Source organism: Shewanella sp. GutDb-MelDb, assembly GCF_002836075.1.
Taxonomy (GTDB): domain Bacteria; phylum Pseudomonadota; class Gammaproteobacteria; order Enterobacterales; family Shewanellaceae; genus Shewanella.
In genome coordinates, this window is record NZ_PJBM01000070.1 from 1 (window position 1) to 1,760 (window position 1,760).

The window sequence follows — 1,760 nt, forward strand, 5'->3', positions numbered from 1 at the left end:
AGCCCCTGTTAATATGCCCTCTCGGTTTACAATCTACTTATTCAATCAAAACACTCACTCCCCCACGTGTTAGCAGATAACGAATTCAAGTTCAGAGAGACAGCAGATGGTGTGCCCCATAGAGCTATTTGATCGTGTTATGCCTGACAAGTGTAAAGCAGGGCTTGCGACAAAGATGTTCAATTACAACTCTACGCTTAGATATTGCCTTGTCAGAAACCTATCTGAACCTCGACGATACCCAAGGCAACAAGGGGATTGACGCCAAACTAGAGCATGTTGAAGTTTACGCTTGGTGACAATATTCTGCAGTCGAGCATACCTTGCATATCGCGATAAACGATGGATTAGCAACAATGATGAGCGGTAAGATTGGCCCCATTATGGCTGATACGCCATTTACCATAATGACGTTTAGCGTAATAATGAAAGCTAAGCAGCCTAAGAATTAGTGGGCTTCAAACACTGATCCCATGCGTTTGATACTATTGAGTGGAACATGATGACGATTGCGTTTTGCGCACACTAATTGGTGTTCTAAATCTGTAGGAACACCCATTTGCTGTATGCGAACCTCGTACCCTAACGCTACTGCAGCAGCTTGATATGCCTTAAACTCCCACAGTGCTAGATTGGTGTTATCACAAATAACAAACGGTACAGCATCCGACATCGCTTCAATAAAGGCTGTCAGGTTGAATTGGTGGTATTTGGACAACAATTTAACATTAAACTGATAAATACCGTTTTGACAAAAGTACTGGTCGGTTGAAAAAACCTCGACTTGAGCGGGCGTGCCGCTCAACTCCATCTGCTGAACTTTAGCCTCGACAAACTGCGACACCCAGTAACTTTTACCACTACCGGGCAGTCCACGCATTATAATCGCCTGCCTTGGAGTATCAATTTGTTCACGCATTGACGCTACCCTACTTGTAACTGATCATTAAGGACTTTACCTTGCAGGATCTGTTCAACTAATTTCGGTAAAACCTCACTGGCTTTACCCTCTAAATGATACTGAAATTGACTGTGGCGATCTGCCGGCAATAAATTAACATCAATCGTTTGAGCACCATGGTGATTAGCGGTATCGACAAAACCCGCTGCGGGATAAACCGTGCCTGAAGTGCCAATGGCGATAAACAGATCGCACGTATCCAATGCATGTTGAATTCTATCGAGGCCTATTGGCATCTCTCCAAACCAAACAACATGAGGCCTGAGCCTTTGCGCTGGAATACAGCAGGTACAAGTATGATCTGGGCCAAAAGGCTCTCTAAGCAGAAAGGTTTGTCTAGAACGCGGACAACGTCCTTTTGAAAGTTCGCCATGCATATGCAATAGACGCTGTGATCCCGCTCTCTCATGCAAATCATCAATATTTTGCGTTACGACGAGCAACTTACCATCGAACTCACTTTCTAATTTTGCCAGGGCTAAATGACCTGCGTTAGGCTCGATGGACCCATTATGAAACTGTTGCCAGCGCTCATTATAAAATTTTTCAACGAGCAGTGGGTCATTCTCATAACCTTCAGGTGTGGCAACTTCTTCAATCTTGTGCTCCTCCCATAAACCATCTTGATCTCGAAAGGTACGTAATCCAGATTCTGCGGAGATCCCTGCTCCGGTTAATATCACTATCTGCTGGTACATCTACAATCCTATTTCTTAGTTTTATTATTTCCATTTTGCCTAGTTAACAACCCTTTTCACATTAGGCGTTAGTATAAACACTAATAACAATACAAAAAGTA

The 1,760-nt window shown here is 43.5% G+C and carries 2 protein-coding genes; both read right to left on the reverse strand.

The features are described 5' to 3' along the window. Window positions 1–448: 448 nt before the first annotated feature. Entirely contained in the window at window positions 449–919 is a 471-nt protein-coding gene (locus tag CXF82_RS01325) for an AAA family ATPase (protein ID WP_102043548.1), read from the reverse strand. 5 nt (window positions 920–924) lie between these two features. Then, window positions 925–1,659: a Sir2 family NAD+-dependent deacetylase gene (gene cobB, locus CXF82_RS01330; protein ID WP_101091132.1), complete on the reverse strand. Its 735-nt coding sequence runs from the start codon at window positions 1,657–1,659 to the stop codon at window positions 925–927. Window positions 1,660–1,760 lie beyond the last annotated feature (101 nt).

Excerpts from the sequence above, each read along its gene's own strand:
- cobB (WP_101091132.1), bottom strand. The coding sequence starts at position 1,659 with ATGTACCAGCAGATAGTGATATTAACCGGAGCAGGGATCTCCGCAGAA.
- CXF82_RS01325 (WP_102043548.1), bottom strand. The coding sequence starts at position 919 with ATGCGTGAACAAATTGATACTCCAAGGCAGGCGATTATAATGCGTGGA.